This window comes from Arthrobacter sp. ZGTC212, assembly GCF_002929255.1.
Taxonomy (GTDB): Bacteria; Actinomycetota; Actinomycetes; order Actinomycetales; family Micrococcaceae; genus Arthrobacter_B; species Arthrobacter_B sunyaminii.
In genome coordinates this window covers 1-537 of record NZ_PJIJ01000078.1, presented here as the reverse complement: position 1 = coordinate 537, position 537 = coordinate 1, and the positions used below count along the sequence as shown (strand labels likewise).

The 537-nt window shown below is 64.8% G+C and carries 2 protein-coding genes; both read left to right on the top strand.

Features of this window, described 5'->3' with window-relative positions; translation table 11 throughout:
• Positions 1–232, top strand: a 232-nt coding sequence (locus tag CXQ89_RS17980; protein WP_181032434.1) for a fumarylacetoacetate hydrolase family protein, incomplete at its 5' end; no start/stop codon positions are given.
• Between the two features lie 48 nt (positions 233–280).
• On the top strand, positions 281–537 hold a 257-nt coding region (locus CXQ89_RS17975; RefSeq protein ID WP_258060215.1), incomplete at its 3' end, for a glutamate--tRNA ligase family protein.

The following is a 537-nucleotide window of genomic DNA, read 5'->3' as shown; positions in this document are numbered from 1 at the left end:
GCAGATCCAGGCCCGGCTGAACGGAGAGCTGCGTCAGGACGGCAGCACCAGCCAGATGATCAGGGGAGTGCGGGAACTCGTTTCCGTTGTCTCCCAGGCATTCACCCTCCTGCCCGGTGACGTCATCATGACCGGGACGCCGGCCGGTGTTGGCCTGGTGAACCCGGGTGACCGCATTGAGGTGGAAATTGAGGGCATCGGCCGCCTGTCCAACCCGATAGTGCGCCGCTGACCTTTCCCGCCGGGACGCCTCACGGCAGACGGTAAAGTTGAAGCCACTATGACTACTGCTTCTGCGTCGAATGCTGCCTCCATCCCGCCCGTCACCGCGGACACCCCCGTCCGGGTACGCTTCTGCCCCTCGCCCACGGGGACTCCCCACGTAGGGTTGATCCGCACGGCCCTGTTCAACTGGGCCTACGCCCGCCACACCAAAGGCACCATGGTGTTCCGGATCGAGGACACAGACTCTGCGCGGGACAGCGAGGAAAGCTACCACCAGCTGCTGGACGCGCTGAAGTGGCTGGGCATCGACTG